Below are 23,494 nucleotides of genomic sequence, written 5' to 3' on the forward strand. Positions count from 1 at the left end.
GGGGTTTCAGATGGCTGATTTCGTCCTTCCCAAGAACAGCAAGATCAAGAAGGGCAAGACCCATCCGGCCCCGCAGGGCGCGACGCGCGCGCGCACCTTCACCATCTACCGCTACGATCCCGACTCGGGCGAGAATCCGCGCTACGACAATTTCACGATCGACCTCGACGATTGCGGGCCGATGGTTCTCGACGCGCTGATCAAGATCAAGTCGGAGATCGACCCCTCGCTCACCTTCCGCCGCTCGTGCCGCGAGGGCATTTGCGGGTCGTGCTCGATGAACATGGACGGCAAGAACGGCCTCGCCTGCACGACGGCGATCGAGGACATAAGGGGCGACATCCGCATCACCCCGCTGCCCGCGATGGACGTGGTCAAGGATCTGGTGCCCGACTTCACGCACTTCTACGCGCAATATGCCTCGATCCAGCCCTGGCTGAAGACCGTCTCCCCGCCGCCTTCGGGCAAGGAGCGGCTCCAGTCGCCGGAGGATCGCGCCAAGCTCGACGGCATGTACGAGTGCATCCTGTGCGCCTGCTGCTCGACCTCGTGCCCGAGCTATTGGTGGAACAGCGACCGCTTCCTCGGCCCGGCGATCCTGCTGCAAGCCTATCGCTGGCTCGCCGACAGCCGCGACGAGATGACTGGCGAGCGGCTCGACGAGCTGGAAGATCCCTTCCGCCTCTATCGCTGCCACACGATCATGAACTGCGCGAACGTCTGCCCCAAGGGCCTCAGCCCCGCCAAGGCGATCGCCGAGATCAAGAAGATGGAAGCCGAGCGGATCGTTTGATCGGAACGCGCGCCTGGCTTGCCGCGCTCCTGTGCCTTGCGGCCCCGGCCGCCGCGCAGGACGCCAGGCCGGTCGCGCCGGGCGTGTGGCTGATCGCGGGCGGTTACGAAGCCGGCAAGCAGCCCGATGGCAACAGCGTGATCTTCGAGAGCGACGACGCGCTGCTGCTGGTGGATACTGGCCGCCACGCCAGCCACGCCGCGAAGATCGAGGCCGCCATCGCCGCGCTCAACAAACCGCTGGTGCAGATCGTCAACACCCACTGGCATCTCGATCATGTCAGCGGCAACCTCGCACTCAAGGCAAAGAACCCCAAGGTGCGCGTCTCCGCCAGCGATGCGATCGACGGCGCGCTGACCGGCTTCCTCCAGCGCAGTGCCGACAGCGCCCGCGCGGCTCTGGACGCAGGCAAAATCCCCGAACCGATGGCCAGTGAAGTCCGCGGCGATCTCGCCACCTTCACGCGCGGGCAGGAATTGCGGCCTGACGATGTCATCACGCGATCCGGCACGATCACCGCCCTGCGCAAGCCGATCGAGATCAAGCTGGCCCGTGGCGCCGCGACCGGCCGCGACGTCTGGCTTTACGACCCCGGCACGCGCGTGCTGATCGCCGGCGATCTGGTGACGATGCCCGTCCCGTTTCTCGACACGGCCTGTCCCGACGGCTGGCGCAAGGCGCTCGACCAAGTCGCTGCCGTGCCGTTCGTTACGCTGGTCCCCGGCCACGGGTCACCGATGACCCGCGCCGGGTTCGAAAGCTGGCGGCGCGCGTTCGGCGCATTTCTCGATTGCGCACGCAGCGACCGGCTGGCGAGCGCTTGCGCGACCGGCTGGCACGATCCACTCTCGCACGTGCTCAGCGCGGCGGAGCAAGTGCGCACGCTATCGATGGCGACCTATTATGTTACGCGCATCCGCGGCGGCGAACTCGACAGGAATTGCGCGGCATGAGCGATCGGTACGCTTTTATCGACGACCCCGACCTGCCCGGCTGGAAGCGCTGGGACAACGGCGACGAAACCCGCTTCAGCGCCCTGCTCGGCCCGGTCTGGGGCAGGCTGATCGATGATCGGCGCGCGCTGGTGCGCATGGTCCCCGAGCGGCGCCATTCGAACCTGCGCGATTCCACGCATGGCGGCGCGCTGCTCGCCTTCATGGACGTGGCGCTGTTCGCCGCCGCGCACAGCCTCGGCGTGATGGAGGGCGGCGGCGCGGCGACCCTTGACCTCTCCGCACAGTTCATCGGCACCAGCCGGATCGGCGATCCAATTGTTGCCGAGGTGGAATTACTGCGCGAAACCGGCCGCCTGCTGTTCATGCGCGGCCTCGTGAAGCAGGACGAGAACATACTCGCCAGCTTCACCGGCACCATGCGCAAATCATCACCGCCCAAATGACTCAGGTTCTCGCCCGTTACGACGCGCTGGTCGCGGCCGGCGAGCTGCGCCGCGATCCCGACCAGGCCGCCGCCGCGCGCCGGCTCGACACACTCGCCCGCGAGCTCGAACAAGGCCCGCGCAAGGGCAGCATCCTCTGGCGCCTCGCTGGAAAGCCCCCACAGGCGCCTCGCGGCGTCTATCTGTGGGGCGGCGTCGGGCGCGGCAAGTCGATGCTGATGGACCTGCTGTTCGGCGCCGTGAAAATCGAGCGCAAGCGCCGCGTCCATTTCCACGAATTCATGATCGAGGTGCATTCGCGCATCGCCGAGGAGCGCAAGAAGGAAGCCGGCGACCCGATCGCGCCCGTCGCGAAAGCACTGGCGGAGGATTTGCGTCTGCTCGCCTTCGATGAGATGGTGATCAACAACACCGCCGACGCGATGATCCTCAGCCGCCTGTTCACGGCGATGATGGCGGAGGGGCTGAGCGTCGTGGCGACCTCGAACCGCCCGCCGCAGGACCTCTACAAGGACGGACTCCAGCGCGACAGCTTCCTGCCGTTCATCGCATTGCTCAAGGACAAGCTCGACGTCCTGCCGCTCAACGGCCCGACCGACTACCGCCGCGACCGGCTCGGCGTGATGGACATGTGGCTCGTCCCCAACAGCCCGGCCAATACCGCCACGCTCTCCGCCGCCTTCTTCCGCCTGACCGACTATCCGCCCGAGGACCGCGCGCATGTCCCGACCGAGGAGATCGAGGTTCAGGGCCGCACGCTGCACGTCCCCAAGAGCCTCAAGGGCGTCGCGGTCTTCTCGTTCAGGCGCCTGTGCGGCGAGCCGCGCGGCGCGGCCGACTATCTCGCCATCGCGCGGCGCTATCACACCGTCATCATGGTCGGCATTCCGCGTCTGGGGCCTGAGAACCGCAACGAGGCCGCGCGCTTCGTGACGCTGATCGACGCTCTCTACGAGCACAAGGTCAAGCTGCTGGCGATGGCCGACGCCGCGCCGATCGACCTGTACCGCGAAGGCGACGGCAAGTTCGAGTTCGAACGCACGGTGAGCCGGCTGATGGAGATGCAGTCCGAGGAGTATCTGGCACTGGGGCACGGCGAGGCCTGACGTTCGCCTCGCCGAGCCTCGTCCGATACCAGATAATCGTCACCCCGGCCTTGTGCCGGGGTCCACGCCGCCGCGCGGCATGCGCTAGAGCCTCTGAATGCACCGCTTGCCGCACGGTGGACCCCGGCACAAGGCCGGGGTGACGAGGGAGCGCTAAGGCCCTCAAATCATTTATTGCAATTAATTCGCAACTGCAAAGATTTCCTTGACAACCCCCATTTCCCCTGTTGCCGTAGGGGGACAATCGGCCTAAGGCGCCCCCGTTCCCGTGCGGCCCACACGCAACAGAGCCGCCCAACGACGATACGAGGGAGGTTCCATTGGCCCGCAAGAAGATCGCGCTCATCGGCGCCGGCAACATCGGCGGCACGCTCGCCCATCTCGCCGCGCTCAAGGGTCTGGGTGACATCGTGCTGTTCGACGTGGTCGAGGGCGTGCCGCAGGGCAAGGCGCTCGATCTTTCGCAGTGCGGCCCGGTCGAAGGCTTCGACGCCAGCATCACCGGCACCAACGACTATGCCGACATCGCGGGCGCGGACGTCATCATCGTCACCGCCGGCGTCGCGCGCAAGCCGGGCATGAGCCGCGACGACCTGCTCGGCATCAACCTCAAGGTCATGAAGGCCGTCGGCGAGGGCATCGCCGCCAACGCCCCCGACGCCTTCGTCATCTGCATCACCAACCCGCTCGACGCGATGGTGTGGGCGCTGCGCGAATTCTCGGGTCTGCCGCATCAGAAGGTCGTCGGCATGGCCGGCGTGCTGGACAGCGCGCGCTTCAGCCACTTCCTCGCCGACGAGTTCAAGGTCTCGGTCAAGGACGTCAACTCGTTCGTCCTCGGCGGCCATGGCGACACCATGGTCCCGGTGATCGAATATTCCACCGTCAGCGGCATCCCCGTCCCCGACCTGATCGAAATGGGCTTCTCGACCAAGGAACGCATCGACGCGATCGTCCAGCGCACGCGTTCGGGCGGCGGCGAGATCGTCGGCCTGCTCAAGACCGGCTCGGCCTTCTACGCCCCCGCCACCAGCGGCATCGCGATGGCGGAAAGCTATCTCTACGACCAGAAGCGCGTGATCCCGGCGGCGGTTCACCTGACCGGCCAATATGGCGTCGATGACCTTTACGTCGGCGTGCCGGTGATCATCGGCAAGGACGGCGTCGAGAAGGTCATCGAGATCAAGCTCAACGACGAAGCCAAGGCGAACCTCGCCGTGTCGGTCGACGCGGTCAAGGAACTGCTGGTCGCCTGCAAGGGCATCGACAGCTCGCTGAACTGATGTCGGCAGTCGCCGCCTTCGCAATCATCGCAGCAGCGGCGCAGGCAACGCCTTCGCCGCTGTTCGATGCGTTCAAGGCGGCCTGCTTCAACGTCCGCCAGTTCGATGGCGTCGGCAAGGCCGCGCTCGCCGCGGGCTGGACCGAGGTCACCCCGGCCAGCGCCGATCCGCGCATCGCCGCGATCCTCGCCAAGGGGCTCGACGCGGTGAAGAAGGAAGAGCCGACCGCGTAGATGTCGGGCCAGCTGTTCCGCCACAAGTTCGACGGCCGCGACGTATGGCTCGCCACCAGCCGCGTCGAGTTCAAGATCGACGGCAAGGACGGCTGGGCCAATGGCTGCCGCGCCTACGACCTCGACGCCCCCGCCGCCCCGACCACGGAGGCCGTATCGGGCTGGGTCGGCAAGGGGCCGTCCGGCGTAACCGGCGCCGGCAATGCGGCGAAGCTGCATTGGGAGCCGTGGCAGGACGGCGTCACGCTCGAAATCACCTATGTGCCGCGCGACAATCCGCTCGGCGCGCAATTCGGCATCCAGGGCCTGATCCTGGTTTCCCAAGCCATTGGAGGCTTTTGAATGTCCATTCTTATCGACAAGAACACCAAGGTCATCACGCAGGGCATGACCGGTGAGACCGGCAGCTTCCACACCCAGACCGCGCTCGCCTATGGCACTAAGATGGTCGGCGGCGTCACGCCGGGCAAGGGCGGCACCACCCATCTCGACCTGCCGGTGTTCGACACCGTCGCCGAAGCCGTCGAGCGCACCGGCGCCGACGCCAGCGTGATCTATGTTCCGCCCCCCTTCGCCGCCGACTCGATCCTCGAGGCGATCGACGCCGAAGTCCCGCTGATCGTCTGCATCACCGAGGGCATTCCGGTGCTCGACATGGTGAAGGTCAAGCGCGCGCTGTCGGGTTCCAAGTCGCGCCTGATCGGGCCGAACTGCCCCGGCCTGCTGACGCCGGGCGAATGCAAGATCGGCATCATGCCGGGCAACATCTTTTCCAAGGGCAGCGTCGGCGTCGTCTCGCGCTCGGGCACGCTGACCTATGAGGCGGTGTTCCAGACCACCAATGCCGGCCTCGGCCAGACCACCGCGGTCGGCATCGGCGGCGATCCGGTCAACGGCACCAACTTCATCGACGTGCTCGAGCTGTTCCTGGCCGATGACGCGACCCAGTCGATTATCATGATCGGCGAGATCGGCGGCGACGCCGAGGAGCAGGCCGCGCAGTTCCTGATCGACGAGGCCAAGAAGGGCCGCAAGAAGCCGATGGCGGGCTTCATCGCGGGCCGCACGGCGCCTCCGGGCCGCCGCATGGGCCATGCCGGCGCGATCGTGTCGGGCGGCAAGGGCGATGCCGAGAGCAAGATCGCGGCGATGGAAGCCGCCGGCATCCGCGTGAGCCAGTCGCCGAGCCTGTTGGGCGAGACGCTGCTCGAGGCGTTGAAGGCCTAACTGAAGCGGGCGCCCCGGCGGGGGCGTCCTCACCGTCCCATGGTTCGGGACGAACGGATGATGGGAACGACCGATGGGCTATGAAGGGCTCGATTTCGCGGAGATCGCCGGGGGCGTGAGCCCGGCGTTCGTCGAGACGCTGTATGCGAAGTGGAAGGCCGACCCTTCCGCGATCGAGTCCGGCTGGCGCGACTGGTTCGACGGTCTGGAAGGCGCGGTAACCGGTCCCAGCTGGGCGAACGCGTCCTGGCCGGTCAAGGACACCGACGCGCTCACCGCTGCGCTCGACCCGACCCAGATGGAGCCCGCGCCCAAGCCCGCCAAGGCCGGCGCCGCGCCTGCCAAGCCCGCTGCCTCCACCGCCGACATCGCCAGCGCCGCGAACGATTCGATCCGCGCGATGCTGCTGATCCGCACCTATCGCGTGCGCGGGCATCTGGCGGCCAATCTCGACCCGCTCGGCCTGTCCAAGCAGGACCTGCCCGCTGACCTGACGCCCGAATATCACGGCTTCACCGCCGCCGATCTCGACCGTCCGATCTTTCTCGGCGGCACGCTCGGCCTCGAAAAGGCGAGCGTGCGCGAGATCGTCGCGATCCTGCGCCGCAACTACTGCGGCAATGTCGGCCTCGAATATATGCACATCGCCGATGTCGAGGAGCGCCGCTTCCTGCAGGACCGGATCGAGGGCCAGCACAAGGCGATCGAGTTCACGCCCGAGGGTAAGAAGGCAATTCTCTCCAAGGTCATCGAGGCCGAGCAGTGGGAGAAATTCTGCGGCAAGAAATATGTCGGCACGAAGCGCTTCGGCCTCGACGGCGGCGAGTCGATGATTCCGGCGATGGAAGCGATCATCAAGTACGGCGGCCAGCTCGGCGTGCGCGAGATCGTCTATGGCATGGCGCACCGTGGGCGTCTCAACATGCTCGCGAACGTGATGGCCAAGCCGTACAAGGTCATCTTCCACGAATTCGCCGGCGGCTCGGCCAATCCCGACGACATTGGCGGCTCGGGCGACGTCAAGTACCACCTCGGCACCAGCACCGACCGCGAGTTTGACGGCGTCAGCGTCCATATGTCGCTCGTCGCCAACCCCTCGCACCTCGAAGCCGCCGACCCGGTCGTGCTCGGCAAGGTCCGCGCGCAGCAGACCAACCGCAACGACCTCGCCGATCACCAGCAGGTGCTCCCCGTGCTGCTGCACGGCGACGCCGCGTTCGCGGGTCAGGGCATCGTGTGGGAGTGCCTCGGCTTCTCGGGCATCCGCGGCTACAATACCGGCGGCTGCATCCACTTCATCATCAACAACCAGATCGGCTTCACGACGAGCCCGCAATTCGCGCGCTCCTCGCCCTATCCGTCGGACGTGGCGAAGGGCGTGATGGCGCCGATCTTCCACGTCAATGGCGACGATCCCGAGGCGGTGACCTTCGCGTGCAAGATGGCGATCGAGTACCGCCAGACCTTCAAGCGCGACGTCGTGATCGACATGTGGTGCTATCGTCGCTTCGGCCATAACGAGGGCGACGAACCGTCCTTCACGCAGCCGCTGATGTACGCCAAGATCAAGGGCCATCCCGGCGTCGCCGAGCTCTATGCCAAGCGCCTCGAAGGCGAAGGCGTGATCGATAGCGGGTTCGCCGGCCAGCACATCGCCGACTTCACCGCGCATCTCGAGGACGAGTTCGGCGCGGGTGCGAGCTACAAGGCGAACAAGGCCGACTGGTTCGGCGGCCGCTGGCAGGGGCTGAGCGCGCCGGTCGATGAGGAAACCGCGCGCCGCAACGTCGAGACCGGCGTCGACAAGAAGCTGTTCGACAGCCTCGGCCGCACGCTCACCAGCGTTCCCGAGGGGCTGACCCCGCACAAGACGCTGCTGCGCGTGCTCGATGCCAAGGCGAGCATGTTCAAGTCGGGCGAGAATTTCGACTGGGCGACCGGCGAGGCGCTGGCGTTCGGCGCGCTACTCTCCGAAGGCTATGGCGTGCGCTTGTCGGGTCAGGATTCGGGCCGCGGCACCTTCTCGCAGCGCCACGCCGTCTGGGTCGACCAGACCGATGAGCGTAAGTACATCCCGCTCAGCGAAATCCCGCACGGCCGCTTCGAGGTGCTGGACTCGCCGCTCAGCGAATATGGCGTGCTCGGCTTCGAGTACGGCTATGCCCTCGCCGACCCCAAGACGTTGGTGCTGTGGGAGGCGCAGTTCGGCGACTTCGTCAACGGCGCGCAGATCATGATCGACCAGTTCATCGCCGCGGGCGAGGCCAAGTGGCTGCGCGCCAACGGCCTCGTGATGCTGCTCCCGCACGGCTATGAAGGCCAGGGCCCTGAGCACAGCTCGGCGCGCCCCGAGCGCTTCCTCCAGCTGTGCGCGGGCGACAATATGCAGGTCGCCAACTGCACCACCCCGGCGAACTATTTCCACCTGCTGCGCCGGCAGATGCACCGCAACTTCCGCAAGCCGCTGGTCATCATGACTCCCAAGTCGCTGCTCCGCCACAAGCTCGCGGTCAGCAAGACTGCGGACTTCACCGGCGACACGCACTTCATGCGCATCCTGTCCGACCCCTCGGCTCCGGCCGACACGGACGTGAAGCGTCTGGTGCTGTGCACCGGCAAGGTCGCTTATGACCTGATCGAGGCGCGCGATGCCGCAGGCGACAAGAACACCGCGATCGTGCGGCTGGAGCAGCTTTACCCCTTCCCCGGCGAGCCGCTGGTCACCCGCCTCAAGCGCATGACCAACCTCGAAGAGGTGGTGTGGGCGCAGGAAGAACCGAAGAACAACGGCTACTGGTTCTTCGTCGAACCGTTCATCGAGGGCTGCATGGTCGAGGCGGGCATCAAGCCGCAGCGCCCGCGCTATGCCGGCCGCGCGCCCGCCGCCTCGCCGGCCACGGGCTTGATGAAGCGCCACCAGGCCGAACAGGGCGCGCTCGTCGCCGACGCGCTCGGCCATAATGTGCGCGAGGAAATCCGCCGCGCACGCAAGACCGAAGACCCCAAGACCGCCGGCAAGGCCGGGGCTTGAACCTGATCCCCAGGAAGGATTGAACGATGGCAACCGAAATCCTCGTCCCCGTGCTGGGCGAATCGATCACCGAAGCGACGGTGGGCGAATGGCTCAAGCAGCCCGGCGACCGCGTCGAGGCCGATGAGCCCGTCGTCAGCCTCGAGACCGACAAGGTCTCGGTCGAAGTCGGCGCGCCTGCCGCAGGCGTGCTCGGCGCACATGCGGTCAAGGTCGGCGACACCGTCAATGTCGGCGCGATGATCGGCACGATCGAGGCCGGCGAAGGCACGGCACCGGCGCCCGCGCCCAGGGCTGAAGCGCCCGCCGCGGCGCCTGCCGCCCCAGCGCAACAGGCACCCGCCGAACCCGGCTCCGAAGCCGCCGCGCTCAGCCCATCGGTCCGCCGCGCGGTGCTCGAACATGGCGTCGACCCCTCGACCGTCACCGGCACCGGCAAGGACGGCCGCATCACCAAGGACGATGTCGTCGCCGCCGCCTCGGCCAAGACCAGCGCGCCCGCTCCGGCCGCGGCGCCCGCCCCTGCCCCCGCAGCGGCTCCGGCCACGGGCGACCGCAAGGAAGAGCGCGTGCGCATGACGCGCCTGCGCCAGACCGTCGCCCGCCGCCTCAAGGACGCGCAGAACACCGCGGCTTTGCTCACGACCTTCAACGACGTCGACATGACCGCCGTCATCGAGGCGCGGACCAAGTACAAGGACCTGTTCGAGAAGAAGCACGGCGTGCGCCTCGGCTTCATGGGCTTCTTCGTGAAGGCCGCGTGCATGGCGCTCAAGGACATCCCCGCCGTCAACGCGCAGATCGACGGCGAGGAGATCGTCTATCACGACTATGCCGACATCTCGGTCGCCGTCTCCGCGCCGCAGGGTCTGGTTGTCCCCGTCATCCGCGACGCCGACCAGATGAGCGTCGCGCAGGTCGAGAAGACGATCGGCGATTTCGGCAAGCGCGCCAAGGACGGCACGCTCAAGATGGAAGAGATGAAGGGCGGCACGTTCACCATCTCCAACGGCGGCGTGTTCGGCTCGCTGATGTCGACCCCGATCATCAACATGCCGCAGAGCGCCGTCCTCGGCCTCCACCGCATCGAGGACCGCCCGGTCGTCCGCGACGGCCAGATCGTCATCCGCCCGATGATGTACCTCGCTTTGTCCTACGACCACCGCCTGATCGACGGTCGCGAGGCGGTGACGTTCCTCGTCGCGCTCAAGAACGCGATCGAGGACCCGACGCGCCTGCTGATCGACCTGTAATTTACCCGAGCACGTCCCCACATCGCGCGCCGACAACAAGGGGCGAACGGAGCAAGAAATGGCTGAATACGACTTCGACGTTCTCGTGATCGGTGCCGGCCCGGGCGGCTATGTCGCCGCGATCCGCGCGGCGCAGCTGGGGCTCAAGACCGCCTGCGCCGAAGGCCGCGAGACGCTGGGCGGGACCTGCCTCAACGTCGGCTGCATCCCGTCCAAGGCGCTGCTCCACGCGTCGGAGCTGTATGAGGAAGCCGCGGGCGGCCATCTCGCCAAGCTCGGCGTCAAGCTGGGGTCCGTGGAACTCGATCTCGACGCGATGCACGCGCAGCGCGTCGATGCGATCAAGGGCCTGACCGGCGGCATCGAATTCCTGTTCAAGAAGAACAAGGTCGAATGGCTCAAGGGCTATGCCGCCTTTACCGGCAAGGATTCGGTCAAGGTCGGCGACCGTGAGGTCCGCGCGAAGAACATCATCATCGCCACCGGCTCCAGCGTCACCCCGCTCCCCGGCGTCGAGATCGACCAGAAGGTCGTGGTCGACTCCACCGGCGCGCTCGAACTGGCCAAGGTGCCCGAGCATCTCGTCGTCATCGGCGGTGGCGTGATCGGGCTAGAGCTCGGCAGCGTGTGGCGCCGCGTCGGCGCCAAGGTCACCGTGGTCGAATATCTCGACCAGATCCTCCCCGGCTTCGACGGCGACGTGCGCAAGGAATCGCAGAAGCTGTTCAAGAAGCAGGGCATCGAGTTCAGGACCGGCACCAAGGTCACCGGCGTCACCGTCAAGGGCGGCAAGGCCAGCATCACCGTCAAACCGGCCAAGGGCGGCGCGGCGGAAACGATCGAGGCGGACAACGTCCTCGTTTCGATCGGCCGCAAGCCCAACACCGACGGCCTCGCGCTCGACGTTGCTGGCCTCGCTGTCAACCAGCGCGGCCAGATCGAGACCGATCACGACTTCGCCACCAGCGTCCCCGGCATCTGGGCGATCGGCGACGTCATCCCCGGCCCGATGCTCGCGCACAAGGCCGAGGACGAGGGCATCGCGGTGGCCGAGAACATCGCCGGCCTCACCGGCATCGTGAACCACGACGTCATCCCCTCGGTCGTCTATACCAAGCCCGAGATCGCCGGTGTCGGCCTGACCGAGGAAGCCGCCAGGGAGCGCGGCGAGGTCAAGGTTGGCAAGTTCCCGATGGCCGGCAACAGCCGCGCCAAGACCAATCACGAGCCCGATGGCTTCGTGAAGGTGATCGCCGACGCCAAGACCGACCGCGTGCTCGGCGTGTGGATCATCACCTCGGTCGCGGGCACGATGGTTGCGCAGGCCGCGCAGGCGATGGAATTCGGCGCAACCAGCGAAGACATCGCCTATACCTGCCACGCCCACCCGACGCACAGCGAGGCGATCAAGGAAGCGGCGATGGCGGTGACTGGCAAGCCGATCCATATCTGACGCGCCGGCAAAGCGATTAGCGCAGCTAATCGCCAGCGAACTAGGCGCGTCCGGCCGGCGGCGCTTAAAGCGCCGTTCGACGTCACGGCTTTGCCGTGACGCAACTCCGTCACCGTCACCCCGGCCTTGTGCCGGGGTCCACCGTGCGGCAGGCGAGACGTTCAAGCCTCCATTGGCCACACTCGCGGCTTAGTGGCCCCCGGCACACGGCCGGGGTGACCGTCGCCCCAAACCCGCCGTCGCACGCACAACACGTCTGACCGCGCATTAACCGTCATCGTTTGCGGTTGCGGCAGCTTTGCGTTCCAAGCTGCCCTCATGCGTACCGCCCTGTATCTGTCCGCTCTGGCCACCGCGCTGGCCCTGACCGCATGCGATTCCGGCGGCGGTGGCGGTGGCGGCGGCGGCACGATCGTCACGCCCACCCCATCTCCGACCGCATCCCCCTCACCCAGCCCGAGTCCGTCGCCGAGCCCGAGCCCTTCCGCCTCACCGCTCCCCACCAGCTGGGCCGATGTCGCCGGCTATTACGACGTCCAGCCCGACGTCGCCACGTGCCGCGCGGGCACGCTCAAGGCCGCGGTCAAGGCCGAGTTCCTTGCCCGCCTCAACGAGATCCGCGCCCGCCACGGTCTCGCCCCGGTCGTCTATTCGACCACCGAGGACGCGCAGGAGCAGGAAAGCTCGCTGATGATGGCGATCGCCCAGACGCTCAGCCACACGCCGCCGAGCAGCTGGACCTGCTACACCTCCGGCGGCGCCACCGGCGCGGGCGCGAGCAACCTGATCGGCGGCTGGGGCACAGGCCTGCCGTTCGACAGCGAGGACGGCCTGCTCGCCGGCTGGCTGCGCGAGGGCGGCGCGCCGCAGCTCGGCCACCGCCGCTGGATCCTCCACCCCTTCCTCGGCCAGACCAGCTATGGCCGCGTCTCGGTGACGCTCGCCGGCGGCCGCCGCGCCACCACCGCGTCGATGCGGGTGTTCAGCTTCGCCAGCGGCGCGCCCGCCCCCTCGACCGTCCCGCCCTATGTCGGCTTCCCGCAGGGCGACTATCCGGTCCGCTATTTCGCGCTGACCGACTATCTCTCCTTCTCGGTCATCCCCAGCAGCAGCAACAACGGCGCCGACCGTTCGGTCGATTTCAGCGCCGCGACGGTCAGCGTGCGCAACGGCAGCACCAACATGACCGTCACCGACATCAGCCGCGACAATGACGGCTATGGCATCGCCAACAACATCCAGTGGCGCGTCACCGGCCTCGCCAGCAACACCAGCTATACCGTGACGATCGCCGGCGTCCGCAACGCGCCGCAGACGAGCTATACGTATAATTTCCGCATCGTCCCGTGATCGTCTCTAACGGCTTCTGACAGCCCATCGCGCCGCATTCTCGCAGCCGCTATGACCGGCGGCAGGCAAAAAGAGGATGCCGCGATGCCCTGCCTGTTCGCCCTCGCGCTCTGCGCCATGGCTCCCGTGCTGCCGGCGCAAGCGAAGAAGCACGACCCGATCGTCGACATCGCCAAGGGCAAGCCCGAAATGGCGGCCGCGATCCGCAAGGCGCGCGCCGGCCTGCCCGGCTTCTGGCAGCGCGCCGCTGCGCCCGGCCCCGGCGAGAGCTATTTCCTCATCAAGTTCGACCTCGTCCCGGGCGAAGTCGACGAATATATCTGGGCACAGGTGATCACCCGCGCCGGCGGCGCCACCACCGCCCGCCTCGTCAACCGCCCGCGCGCGCCGGGCTATGCCAAGGGCCAGGAGGTTCAGGTGACCGACGCGCAGGTGATCGACTGGAGCTACGTCAAGGACGACGTGCGGGTGATGGGCGCCGAAACCACGCGCGCCTTGCTCGCCATGGTCCCGCCCGCCGAAGCCGCTGCATTGCGCCGGTCGCACGGCTGGGATTGATCCGCCGCGCCGCGAGTGAGACACGGGCGGCATGAACCCCGCTCTCCCCCAGCTCGGCAACTTCCTCCCCTGGCTCGACCTGCTCGGCATCGCCGTGTTCGCCGCGTCGGGCGCGCTCGCGGCGCGCGACAAGGGCGATGTCGTCACCGCCGCCTTCTTCGCGCTGGTCACCGGGGTCGGCGGCGGCACGTTGCGCGACCTGCTGATCGGCGCGCCGGTGTGGTGGGTGCACCACCCGTTCGTCGCCGCGCTCTGCCTCGGCGTGGCGGTGCTGATCTGGTTCACGCCGGTGCGCTGGTGGAGCGGCAAGGCGCTCGACTGGCTCGATGCGCTGGGCCTCGCCGCCTATGCCGTGTTCGGCACCGCCAAGGCGCTGAGCTTCGGCATCCCGCCGGTGCCTGCCGCGCTGATGGGCGTGCTCACCGCCTGCGCCGGCGGCATCCTGCGCGACGTGCTGGCGGGCGAGCCGTCGAGCCTGTTGCGGCCCGAACTCTACGTCACGCCCGCCGCGCTCGCGGCCGGGCTGCATGTCGCGCTGACGCTGCTCGGCCTGCCCGTGTTCGGCGCCGCGCTGATCGCCGCCACCGCCGGCTTCGCGCTGCGCGCCGCCGCGATCGTGTGGCGGCTCAAATGGCCGGGCTATTTCGGACGCAGCTGATTGCGAACCGCGCCGTTCTCGCGCAGGCTGGTGGTGTGGAGGAGCCGAGTCGCATTGCCCGGCTGATGGCCGATGGCGACGCCGCACGCCGCGACGGGCGGTCGGCGGATGCGCGGCATTGTTTCGGCGAAGCGGTCCATGCCTGCCGCGAGGATGGCGACCTGATCTGCGAGGCGCACGCGCTGACCCGCTGCGCGCAGGTCGCGCGCGACACCGGCAATCTCGACTGGGCGATCCACGACCAGCAGGAAGCGATCGCACTCTACCGCAAGGCCGGCGCCGGTCCCGAGCTCGCGCATGCGCTGCGCCATGCCGGCGAGATGTTCCTAGAACAGCAGCGCCACGCGCATGCCGCCACGTCGCTGCACGAAGCGCTCGACCTCTATCGCGCCGATGCCGAAGCGGCGCCGCTCGATGTCGCCAACGCGCTGCGCGCCGCGGCGTTGCTGGCCGAAACGCTGGACGAACGCGACGAGGCGCGCCGCTTCTGGACCGACGCGCGCTCGCTCTATGAATCGTCCTGCGAATCCGGCGTCGTCGAAGCCGATCAGCGGCTCGCAGCGCTCGGCTGAGCCTCAGTCGGCGAGCAGCCAGGCCAGCGCTTCGTCGCGCGTCTCGAAAATGCCGATGTCCGCCCGCGCCTCGCGAATCCGCTCGATCTGCCGCCGCAACAGCGACGAGGGCGAGCAGAACGCCACCTTGCGCGCCCAGAGCGGACGATAGACCGGATTGGCGAAGCCCATGCGGATCAGCTCGACCGTCTCGGCGGTCGACGGCGCGGTCTCGGTCATGTCGTAGAGCGTGAGATGCTGCCCGACCGCGCTGCCCAGCGACTGGATCGCATAGCGCGTCTCCATGGTCGCGCGGTGCGCCGCCTCGGGCGAGAAGAAGCCGGATACCTTGACCACGACCAGGTTGCGGTCCCGGTCGATCTCGATTTCCTGCCGCGCCTCGCTGCTGGTCATGTGCAAAAGCTAGCGGAAATATGCTGACAAAATGGTGAACTCGTGCGTCAGTCGCGCACGATCCCCACTTCGCTGAACGGCCTGGGCTCGACCGGCGGCACCACGCTGTCGTTGAGCTCGCACTGCCACAGCCCGATATCGACCCAGCGCCCTTCCTTGTACCCGACTTCGCGCAGCTGCCCGGCGCGGCGGAAGCCCACCTGCTCGTGCGCGCGGATCGAATTTTCGTTGGGCAGCGAGATCACGCCGATCGCCTGCGTGAAGCCCTGCGCGCGCAGCGTGTCGACCAGCGCCTCGTACAGCAGCCGCCCGACGCCCTGCCCCTGCAGCGCGCCCGCCACATAGACCGAGGTCTCGACGACATAACGATACGCCGCCCGCTCGCGCCATTTGGTGGCATAGGCGTAACCGAGCACGCCCTTGCCCTCGGCATTGGTCGCCACGATCCACGGGTACAGCCCGCCCGATGCCTCCATCCGGCTGCGCATCTGGCGCGGATCGGGCGGGTCGAACTCGAAGCTCACCGTGCCGGTCAGCACATAAGGCGCATAGATCGCCGCGATCGCCGCGGCATCGCCCGGCTCGGCAGCGCGCAACTGGATCTGAATCACAGGCCGAACCCCAGCTTCGCCAGCACCACATCGATCAGCCGGGCATCGGCGCGCATCGTCGCCGCGACCGGCCCGAACGCGCCGCACTCCAGGCAGCGCGCCTGCATCGACGCCCCCATCGCCAGCCGCTTCGCATCGCCCAGCGCCTGCGCGAACACCGCGCGGCGGTCGCCCGCGATCCGCGCGAACAGGTCGCTGCCGCTCTCCGGCTCGGCCTCTTCCTCGTCGTCGCCGCCCGCCATCAGCCCGGCGATCAGCCCCTCGAGGAAGCCCGGCTCACGCTCGAGATACAGCGCATGAACCTTGGCCGGATCGAGCTTGGCGCGCTTCGCCGCCTCGGCCACCGCGTCGTCGATCCCGCCAAAGCGGTCGACCAGCCCGAGTTGGCGCGCAGTGCCGCCGTCCCACACCCGGCCCTGACCGATCTCGTCCACACGGCTCACGCTCATCTTGCGCGATTGCGCGACCAGCCCGGTGAAGCGCGCATAGCCCTGCTCGACGCCCGATTGCAGGATGCGGTCGACCGTCTCGTTGGTGCCGGCATAAAGGTCCGGCTGCCCGGTCAGCGGCGTGGTCTTCACCCCGTCGCTGGTCACGCCGATCTTGGCGAGCGTGTTCTCGAACGTCGGCAACAGCCCGAAGATGCCGATCGACCCGGTGATCGTGTTAGGCTCGGCGAAGATCACATCGGCCGGGGTCGAGACCCAGTAACCGCCGCTCGCCGCCAGGCTCGCCATCGACACTACGACCGGCAGCTTCTGCGCCTTGGCCTGCAGGATCGCCTGGCGGATATGCTCCGACGCCAGCACCGACCCGCCCGGCGAATCCACGCGCACCACCAGCGCCTTCAGCTTCTTCTCGGCCAGCCCCTTGAGCAGCAACTCGGAGACGGTGTCGCCGCCTGCCGTGCCCGGCCCGGCCTTGCCGTCGACGATCTCGCCCGCGATCGTGATCACGCCGATCGCGTCGCCTTCCTTCTTCGCCGGATTGGCTTCGAGCCAGTTGGCGAGCTTGATCGACTTGAAATTGCCCGCCGGCTTGTTCGCGTCCGATCCCGCGATCTCGGCGACGCGCTTGCCGAACGCCATGCGGTCGCCGCGCTTGTCGACCAGCCCCATCCGCTCGTTGGCGAGCGCGATGTCGCCCTGCGCCGCTGCGACGACCACGTCGGGCTGCTGGATCACCTGTTGCAGCTTCGCCTGCGGCCGCGCCTTGGCCACCGCTTCCTGCCACTGGCCCCAAATCGCGCCGTACAGCGCCTCATTGGCCTCGCGCGCCTCGGGCGACTGCTGGGTGAGGATATAGGGCTCGACCGCCGACTTGAACTTGCCGACCTTGTAGACGTGCGCGGTCACGCCGAGCTTGTCGATCAGCCCCTTGTAATAGAGCCGCGACCCGCCCGGCCCCATGAACAACGTCCCGCCGAACGGATTGACCCAGATCTCGCTGGCGTTCGATGCGATGCGATAGCCGCTGTCGGTATAGGCGGTAGCATAGGCCAGCACCGGCTTCTTCGACGCACGCACCCGCGCCACCGCGTCGGCGACCTCGGCCACCGCGGCGGGATAGCCGCCCATGAAGCGGTCGAGATCGAGCACCACAACCTTGACCCGGCTGTCGTCCTTCGCTGCATCGAGCGCGCGCACCAGATCGCGCGTCTGGAACTCCTTGGGCGCGTCGCCGCCGCCGATCGCGGCAAAGGGATCGGCCTTCGACGCCTGCTCGACCACCATCCCGTCGATCGCCAGCACCAGCGCGCCGTCATGCACTGCACCCGGATTGGGCCGCGCCGACAGGATCGCGAACAGCGCGCCGAAGAAGCACAGCATGAACAGCAGGACGAGCGCGTCCTTGATCCCGACCAGCAGCTTCCATGCGCCGCGCACCAGTTTCACTTGCTTCTGCTCCCGCGATTGCCCCGCGCCAGTTGACGCACAGGGAAGGCTCTGGAGCAAGCCAATAACGGAACTGTGTTAATCAAGCAATACAGATGGGGGTTTACGCTAAGCCCCTTCCCTTCAGGGGAGGGGTTGGGGTGGGGCAGTGCCCCTAGGCGCCGGTTTCAGTGAGACATCCGAGGGGCTTGATCACCTCACAGTGACAATTTCCACATCACCGACACCCGCCAATCCTCGTCGAACCCCGGATAGGGATCGTCGATCGCCGTCGCCGCCTCCAGCCCCAGCTCGGCCTTCTCGCGGAACTTGAGCCGCCCGCCAAACCCCGCCGAGGCCATCGACAGGTCGATCCGCGGGTCCGCGCCGCGCGCGGTGACGCCGATCCAGGCGCGGTCGGCAAAGGCATAGAGCTCGCTCGCCGCCAGCGGCCCGCCCTTCAGGGGCCGCACCGCCAGCTCGCCCAGCACGCCCGCGCCGCGGTCGGCGGTCAGAAAGGCGGTGTCGAACGCACGGCCCAGCGTCTCGCCGCCGACCGAGAAGCGCTCCGCCGCGGGCAGCCGGTTGTTGCTGAGCTGGCCCGACAGATTGACCCGCAGCGTCAGCTTCTTGCCCAGCGCCTGCGCCACGCTCGCCGCGCCGCTCAGCTTGCGGAAGCGCTTCTGCGATTGCGCCGCCACCGTCCGCGCGCCGAGCATGTCGAGCCCCTGCGACGCCGCCGCGCTCACGCTCCACGATCGTTTCTCGCGCGCATCGGTGACCCCGGCGGCGATCCGCACCGCGCGCGTGCGCTCGGTCGCGATGAGGTTGCCGAGCACGGCATTGTCGCTGTTGATCCCATCGACGCCGATCATCACGTCGGCGGCGCGGTGAAAGCGGCGGATCAGCGGCCAGGTCAGCGACGCCCCTGCCAGCTTCGCCTTGCCGCGCACCGGATAGCCGCGCGGCCGCGTCTCCAGATAGGCGGTGTTGACCGCGGCGGTCAGCCCGCTTGCGCCGACCGGTGCCTGATAGCCGCCCGCGACATAGCGGTAGCGGCCCAAATCGCTCGCCGCCGAGGCCGACAGCGTCAGCTGGTCGCCGTCGCCGGCCAGCCCATAGAATTCGGCATTGACGTCGAACTGCCCGTCGCCGGTCAGATCGACGCCGCGATTGCTGAAGCCCGCGCTGATCTTGCGCCGCCGCTGCTTGGGGGTGAGCGTGAGCGTCAGCGCGCCATTTGCCTCCGGATCGGAGAAATCGGTTGCGACGGTCAGCCCAGGAATCGCACGCATCAAGGTCAACTGCCGCTCGAATGTCGCTCGACTCAGCGGCGTTTCGAGCGTCATCGGTCCCGCGCGGCGCGCCAACAATGAATGCCGTCCCGGCTCGGCCTTCAACTCGACCTTCGCGATTCGCCCTTCGGTCAGCAGCACGTTGACCACGTCGTTCGCGAAATCCTGCTCGGGGATCGCGGTGGTATAGAGTGCGACATCGCTCTTGCCATAGGCGCGCGACAGCGCGCCGGCGAGCTCGGCCAGCGTGTCCGCATTCATCGGCTTGCCGAGGAACGTCTCGGCCGCGCGCGCCACCGGACGTGGCGCCTGCGCGCCCTGAAAGCGGATGCCCCTGATCGGCCGGCCGGTGCCGATGGCGGCGACCCGCGCCTTTTCGGGTGCCGGCGCCGGCTTCAGAACCGGCGCAGGCGCACGCGGCCGGTCGATTCGGTTGCGGTCGATCAGCCGTGTGCCGTCCTGCGGGTCCGCCGCAGCGGCAGCCAGCGCCATCATCGCGGCCAGCATCATCTCGCGATCCTTGATCCAGGGAAGGGGTGAACCCGCGCGCCGCGCTTGGGGGATCGGGATGCGGCGCGCGGGTTCGGGGCGCGCTATTTGTCGGTCTTGGGGCTCAGCAAGCCGCCGGTCACGCCGCCGACGACTCCGCCGACCGTACCGACGGTCGACTTGACCGCGCCCTTGGCGGTGCCGGCGAGATTGCCGGGCTGCGGGGCGTTGGTGACGCCGCCGAGCAGCCCGCCGCCGGTCGCGCCGCCCAGGCCGTTGACGTCGACCGTCAGCAGCTTGCCGCCGGTGCCGCCGCCGACCGTGGCGAGCGTCCCGGTGGTCGGATTTTGCGCCAGCACATTGACGCCGATCAGCGACTTCGAGCCCTCCGGCGCGGCGATCACGGTGCCCTTGCCCAGATCGATCCCGACCAGCGCGCCGACCTTGCCGCCCGCGCCGTCGAGGATCAGTCCGCCGCCGGTGCCGCCCTCGCCCAGCCTGACCAGGGTCTGGCCGGTCTTGGCGAGGACGCCGGTGACCTTGCCGGTGACCACGCCCGCAGTCGGCAACACGCCGCCCTGGACCAATCCGTTGGCCTTGCCCGCCGCGCCGATCACGGTGTTGCCCGCGGTGACGAGCACGTTGCCGACCAGACCCTGCGCGCCGGTGCTGCCGCCGCCGCTGCTTGCCGTGCCGCCGGAGCTCGACGACGATCCGCTTCCGCCGCTGCTCGCGGTGCCGCCTGAACTCGATGACGACGAACCGCCGCCGCTGCTGCTCGCGGTGCCGCCGCCCGAGCCGCCCGAACTCGACCCGCCATCGTCGCCGCCGGTGCTGCTGGAACTCGCCGATCCGCCCGGCGGCGGCGTATCACCCACCCATCCGACGCGGTAATTGCCGGAACTTTCGCAAGCCGCCAGCGCCAGCGCCGCCCCCGAGGCGAACACCAGCGCCGGCAGAACTGCCGTTTTATTGATCATGGCGCATCTCCTGTCCGGTCGATACTTGATCGGATCGACATAACGGAAAAGCTGTTTTGATTTAGACGGTTCCATGTTCTTGGTAACAATCGTAGTTAACTTTGAGTTTACTTGGTATGTACTTGAGACGATACATCCGAAACGGATGCTTCTTCTTGAAAGACCGGCTCGCCTGATTCTTTCGGTCGCCTGGCCGCTGACCCGTTGACGCCGCGCCATGCCGCATCCATATGCCTCGCGCTGGCACTCACCCAGGGGGAGTGCCAACAAGTGATTCCAACCCGTTCAGGAGAGCTCCATGAACTTTCGTCCGCTGCACGACCGTGTGCTCGTTCGTCGCGTCGAGGCCGAAGCCAAGACCGCCGGCGGCATCATCATTCCCGACACCGCCCAGGAAAAGCCGCAGGAAGGCGAAGTCGTCGCCGCCGGCTCGGGCGCCAAGAACGAGAAGGGCGAAGTGACCCCGCTCGACGTCAAGGCCGGCGACCGCATCCTGTTCGGCAAGTGGTCGGGCACCGAGGTCAAGGTCAACGGCGAAGACCTGCTGATCATGAAGGAAAGCGACATCCTCGGGATCGTCGGCTGACCCTTCTTCTAGCTCACTTTTGTCATCTTCCAGATTTTGAAAGGGCAGTCACATGGCAGCCAAGGACGTAAAATTCAGCCGCGACGCGCGTGAGCGCATCCTGCGCGGCGTCGACATCCTCGCCGACGCGGTCAAGGTCACGCTGGGGCCGAAGGGCCGCAACGTCGTGATCGACAAGAGCTTCGGCGCCCCGCGCATCACCAAGGACGGCGTCACCGTCGCCAAGGAGATCGAGCTCAAGGACAAGTTCGAGAACATGGGCGCGCAGATGGTGCGCGAAGTGGCCTCGAAGACCAATGACATCGCCGGCGACGGCACCACCACCGCGACCGTGCTCGCCCAGGCGATCGTACGCGAGGGCATGAAGTCGGTCGCGGCCGGCATGAACCCGATGGATCTGAAGCGCGGCATCGATCTCGCCGTCGCCAAGGTCGTCGAGGACGTGAAGTCGCGTTCGAAGCCGGTTTCGGGTTCGAGCGAGATCGCTCAGGTCGGCATCATCTCGGCCAATGGCGACCGTGAAGTCGGCGAGAAGATCGCCGAAGCCATGGAGAAGGTCGGCAAGGAAGGCGTGATCACCGTCGAGGAAGCGAAGGGTCTCGAATTCGAGCTCGACGTCGTCGAAGGCATGCAGTTCGACCGCGGCTATCTCTCGCCCTACTTCATCACCAACCCGGAGAAGATGGCGGTCGAGCTCACCGATCCGTACATCCTGATCCACGAGAAGAAGCTGTCGAACCTGCAGGCGATGCTCCCGATCCTGGAAGCCGTCGTTCAGTCGGGCCGGCCGCTGCTGATCATCGCCGAGGACATCGAGGGCGAGGCACTCGCCACGCTCGTCGTCAACAAGCTGCGCGGCGGCCTCAAGGTCGCAGCCGTCAAGGCGCCGGGCTTCGGCGATCGCCGCAAGGCGATGCTCGAGGACATCGCCGTCCTGACCAAGGGCGAAGTGATCTCGGAAGACCTCGGCATCAAGCTCGAGAGCGTCACGCTCGGCATGCTCGGTACCGCCAAGCGCGTCTCGATCGACAAGGACAACACCACCATCGTCGACGGTGCGGGTGAAGCCGATGCGATCAAGGGCCGCACCGACGCGATCCGTCAGCAGATCGAAGTCACCACCAGCGATTACGACCGTGAGAAGCTCCAGGAGCGTCTCGCCAAGCTTGCCGGCGGCGTGGCCGTGATCAAGGTCGGCGGCGCTTCGGAAGTCGAAGTGAAGGAGCGCAAGGACCGCGTCGACGACGCGCTTCACGCGACCCGCGCTGCGGTCGAAGAAGGCATCGTCCCCGGCGGCGGCACCGCGCTGCTCTATGGCACGCGTGCGCTCGAAGGCCTGACCGGCGCCAACGAAGACCAGACGCGCGGCGTGGACATCGTCCGCAAGTCGCTGACGGCGCTCGTTCGCCAGATCGCCCAGAATGCCGGCCATGACGGCGCGGTCGTCTCGGGCAAGCTGCTCGACCAGACCGACACCTCGTTCGGCTTCAACGCGTCGACCGACGTGTACGAGAACCTGGTCGCGGCCGGCGTGATCGATCCGACCAAGGTCGTCCGCACCGCGCTGCAGAACGCGGCCTCGGTCGCCGGCCTGCTCATCACCACCGAAGCGGCGGTGAGCGAGTTGCCGGAAGACAAGCCGGCGATGCCGATGGGCGGCGGTGGCATGGGCGGCATGGGCGGGATGGACTTCTAAGTCCTGACGCTCGGCTATCCAGTCGAACCGAATGCAGAGGGCCGGCGGAGAGATCCGCCGGCCCTTTCGCATCATTGTCCCGCGGCGAGCATGGCCTCGAGCCAGTCATTGACCTCGGCATCGATCACCAGATGCACGCGGTCGACCGCATCGTCATTGTCCACCGCATGCGGATCGGACAGCCTCAGATACCACAACTCGCCCGGCGCCATCACGACTGGCGTGCCGTTCACCCGGAAAGACACCCGGCCCCCGGTTCGGATCGGCGCATGCAGCCGCACCAGGCCGCTTTCGGCATTCATGCCCGGGTCGCAATGCTCCAGGATCGCCGACCCGGCGGTCAACCGCATCAGCCGTACGTTGCGCAACGAACAGCGAAGCTTGGTCAGAACCGAGCCGATATAGGACGCTCCGGCGAGCAGCGGGCTATCGACATGGGCGATCGCGCCCGGCACCGGCATCGCCTGGCGGATCGGGTGCGTCTCGCCAGCCGCATGCCGCAGCGGCAATACATCCCAATCGCCCCGATAATTCTGCCGCACAACATGGCGCGTCCAGTCGCGCGCCTCGATCCGTCGCAGATCGGCCTCCAGCGCCGCCCCATCCAGCGCGAGGGGCAGTTTCACCCGATCCGGAAACCGCCATTCCCGTGCT

Annotated in this window: 23 protein-coding genes; 17 read left to right on the plus strand and 6 right to left on the minus strand. The window is 67.5% G+C overall.

The genetic code is table 11. The annotated features are described in order from the left end of the window. Positions 1 to 10: 10 nt before the first annotated feature. From M9978_RS03070 to M9978_RS03140, 15 genes are all read left to right on the plus strand, one after another. Positions 11 to 793: a succinate dehydrogenase iron-sulfur subunit gene (locus M9978_RS03070; protein ID WP_254291392.1), complete on the plus strand. Its 783-nt coding sequence runs from the start codon at positions 11 to 13 to the stop codon at positions 791 to 793. Then, entirely contained in the window at positions 790 to 1,746 is a 957-nt protein-coding gene (locus tag M9978_RS03075) for an MBL fold metallo-hydrolase (protein WP_254291393.1), read from the plus strand. The genes M9978_RS03070 and M9978_RS03075 overlap by 4 nt, the downstream gene beginning before the upstream one ends. Further along, positions 1,743 to 2,192, plus strand: coding sequence for a PaaI family thioesterase (locus M9978_RS03080; RefSeq protein ID WP_254291394.1), 450 nt, complete (start codon positions 1,743 to 1,745; stop codon positions 2,190 to 2,192). The genes M9978_RS03075 and M9978_RS03080 overlap by 4 nt, the downstream gene beginning before the upstream one ends. Next, a complete protein-coding gene (gene zapE / locus M9978_RS03085) occupies positions 2,189 to 3,298 on the plus strand; it encodes a cell division protein ZapE (protein ID WP_254291395.1) in 1,110 nt (369 codons plus the stop codon). The genes M9978_RS03080 and zapE overlap by 4 nt, the downstream gene beginning before the upstream one ends. A 320-nt stretch (positions 3,299 to 3,618) precedes the next feature. Next, entirely contained in the window at positions 3,619 to 4,581 is a 963-nt protein-coding gene (gene mdh, locus M9978_RS03090) for a malate dehydrogenase (RefSeq protein WP_254291396.1), read from the plus strand. Further along, entirely contained in the window at positions 4,581 to 4,814 is a 234-nt protein-coding gene (locus M9978_RS03095) for a hypothetical protein (RefSeq protein WP_254291397.1), read from the plus strand. Before mdh ends, M9978_RS03095 begins: the two co-directional genes overlap by 1 nt. Next, entirely contained in the window at positions 4,815 to 5,156 is a 342-nt protein-coding gene (locus M9978_RS03100) for a hypothetical protein (RefSeq protein ID WP_254291398.1), read from the plus strand. Beyond that, positions 5,157 to 6,041 (plus strand): succinate--CoA ligase subunit alpha, encoded by an 885-nt coding sequence (sucD, locus tag M9978_RS03105; RefSeq protein ID WP_254291399.1) that lies wholly within the window; start codon positions 5,157 to 5,159, stop codon positions 6,039 to 6,041. A 73-nt stretch (positions 6,042 to 6,114) separates the two neighbouring features. After that, on the plus strand, positions 6,115 to 9,072 hold the full coding sequence (locus M9978_RS03110; RefSeq protein WP_254291400.1) for a 2-oxoglutarate dehydrogenase E1 component: 2,958 nt from the start codon (positions 6,115 to 6,117) through the stop codon (positions 9,070 to 9,072). A gap of 26 nt (positions 9,073 to 9,098) precedes the next feature. Continuing rightward, complete coding sequence (gene odhB / locus M9978_RS03115; protein ID WP_254291401.1) at positions 9,099 to 10,325, plus strand: 2-oxoglutarate dehydrogenase complex dihydrolipoyllysine-residue succinyltransferase; 1,227 nt, start codon at positions 9,099 to 9,101, stop codon at positions 10,323 to 10,325. Positions 10,326 to 10,383: 58 nt separating this feature from the next. Next, entirely contained in the window at positions 10,384 to 11,778 is a 1,395-nt protein-coding gene (gene lpdA / locus M9978_RS03120) for a dihydrolipoyl dehydrogenase (protein ID WP_254291402.1), read from the plus strand. Between the two features lie 318 nt (positions 11,779 to 12,096). Further along, positions 12,097 to 13,128 (plus strand): CAP domain-containing protein, encoded by a 1,032-nt coding sequence (locus M9978_RS03125; RefSeq protein WP_254291403.1) that lies wholly within the window; start codon positions 12,097 to 12,099, stop codon positions 13,126 to 13,128. A 51-nt stretch (positions 13,129 to 13,179) separates the two neighbouring features. Then, positions 13,180 to 13,686 (plus strand): DUF2314 domain-containing protein, encoded by a 507-nt coding sequence (locus tag M9978_RS03130; protein ID WP_254291404.1) that lies wholly within the window; start codon positions 13,180 to 13,182, stop codon positions 13,684 to 13,686. A 31-nt stretch (positions 13,687 to 13,717) separates the two neighbouring features. Further along, positions 13,718 to 14,344: a trimeric intracellular cation channel family protein gene (locus M9978_RS03135; RefSeq protein WP_254291405.1), complete on the plus strand. Its 627-nt coding sequence runs from the start codon at positions 13,718 to 13,720 to the stop codon at positions 14,342 to 14,344. Positions 14,345 to 14,379: 35 nt separating this feature from the next. Then, positions 14,380 to 14,916 carry a hypothetical protein gene (locus tag M9978_RS03140; protein WP_254291406.1) on the plus strand — a complete coding sequence of 179 codons (537 nt, stop codon included), beginning with the start codon at positions 14,380 to 14,382 and terminating at the stop codon, positions 14,914 to 14,916. Positions 14,917 to 14,919: 3 nt separating this feature from the next. On the opposite strand, the gene M9978_RS03145 is transcribed toward M9978_RS03140, so the two are convergent. The 5 genes from M9978_RS03145 to M9978_RS03165 form a co-directional block, all read right to left on the minus strand. Continuing rightward, on the minus strand, positions 14,920 to 15,309 hold the full coding sequence (locus tag M9978_RS03145; RefSeq protein ID WP_254291407.1) for a hypothetical protein: 390 nt from the start codon (positions 15,307 to 15,309) through the stop codon (positions 14,920 to 14,922). Between the two features lie 47 nt (positions 15,310 to 15,356). Continuing rightward, positions 15,357 to 15,920, minus strand: a complete 564-nt coding sequence (locus M9978_RS03150) for a GNAT family N-acetyltransferase (RefSeq protein WP_254291408.1) — start codon at positions 15,918 to 15,920, stop codon at positions 15,357 to 15,359. Continuing rightward, positions 15,917 to 17,815, minus strand: coding sequence for a signal peptide peptidase SppA (gene sppA, locus M9978_RS03155; RefSeq protein WP_254291409.1), 1,899 nt, complete (start codon positions 17,813 to 17,815; stop codon positions 15,917 to 15,919). The genes M9978_RS03150 and sppA overlap by 4 nt, the downstream gene beginning before the upstream one ends. 197 nt (positions 17,816 to 18,012) lie before the next feature. Further along, positions 18,013 to 19,599 carry a ShlB/FhaC/HecB family hemolysin secretion/activation protein gene (locus M9978_RS03160; RefSeq protein ID WP_254291410.1) on the minus strand — a complete coding sequence of 529 codons (1,587 nt, stop codon included), beginning with the start codon at positions 19,597 to 19,599 and terminating at the stop codon, positions 18,013 to 18,015. Positions 19,600 to 19,682: 83 nt separating this feature from the next. Next, positions 19,683 to 20,558 (minus strand): hypothetical protein, encoded by an 876-nt coding sequence (locus M9978_RS03165; RefSeq protein ID WP_254291411.1) that lies wholly within the window; start codon positions 20,556 to 20,558, stop codon positions 19,683 to 19,685. Positions 20,559 to 20,856: 298 nt separating this feature from the next. On the opposite strand from M9978_RS03165, the gene groES reads away from it, so the two are divergent. Further along, positions 20,857 to 21,144, plus strand: coding sequence for a co-chaperone GroES (gene groES / locus M9978_RS03170; protein WP_066660780.1), 288 nt, complete (start codon positions 20,857 to 20,859; stop codon positions 21,142 to 21,144). A 52-nt stretch (positions 21,145 to 21,196) separates the two neighbouring features. Then, positions 21,197 to 22,840, plus strand: coding sequence for a chaperonin GroEL (gene groL / locus M9978_RS03175; RefSeq protein ID WP_254291412.1), 1,644 nt, complete (start codon positions 21,197 to 21,199; stop codon positions 22,838 to 22,840). Positions 22,841 to 22,911: 71 nt separating this feature from the next. On the opposite strand, the gene M9978_RS03180 is transcribed toward groL, so the two are convergent. After that, the gene (locus M9978_RS03180; protein WP_254291413.1) at positions 22,912 to 23,466 is read right to left on the minus strand and encodes an aspartyl/asparaginyl beta-hydroxylase domain-containing protein; all 555 of its coding nucleotides are present in this window, start codon (positions 23,464 to 23,466) and stop codon (positions 22,912 to 22,914) included. Between the last annotated feature and the right edge of the window lie 28 nt (positions 23,467 to 23,494).

The sequence above is a fragment of the Sphingomonas tagetis genome (assembly GCF_024211275.1).
Lineage (GTDB): Bacteria > Pseudomonadota > Alphaproteobacteria > Sphingomonadales > Sphingomonadaceae > Sphingomonas > Sphingomonas tagetis.